The organism is Lysobacter sp. TAB13 (genome assembly GCF_052113885.1).
Classification (GTDB): Bacteria; Pseudomonadota; Gammaproteobacteria; order Xanthomonadales; family Xanthomonadaceae; genus Lysobacter; species Lysobacter gummosus.
This window is the reverse complement of record NZ_JBFRDR010000309.1, coordinates 1-393: the sequence shown is the minus strand read 5'-3', so window position 1 is coordinate 393 and position 393 is coordinate 1. Positions and strand designations below refer to the sequence as shown.

The 393-nt window shown below is 63.3% G+C and carries 1 protein-coding gene; it reads right to left on the bottom strand.

What is annotated here, in order from left to right; genetic code table 11:
- On the bottom strand, positions 1-265 hold a 265-nt coding region (locus AB4Y92_RS26295), incomplete at its 3' end, for a hypothetical protein (RefSeq protein WP_441822296.1).
- Between the last annotated feature and the right edge of the window lie 128 nt (positions 266-393).

The window sequence follows — 393 nt, the reverse complement described above, 5'->3', positions numbered from 1 at the left end:
GGGCGAAGTCCAGCCCCTCGTCGGGTGCGCTGAACCCTTCCGGTTCGCCAACCCGCCGCCAGCTCAACGACGGCGTGCCCGACGGTCCATAGGCCTTTGCGCCGTCATAYTTGGGACCGATCTGACCCGAGCCGCCAAGCGTCACGATCCAGCCGGAGGCCGGAGTGGGGTTGAGCAGCACCGGAGCCGGATCGGCCGCTAGAGCAACCTGGGATCCAGCGGCCAGGCACAGACCGGCGACGGCAAGCTTACGGTAGGCGGGCACAATCGTCGCTCCTGCAGGACACCCACGCTTGCCATATCTGAACTCTGTCGCAAACAGGTAAAGACCGAACGGAACGTCACTCGGCGATTTTTCTACCGAGTTTCACGTCCAGTTTCTTAATGCGGTGC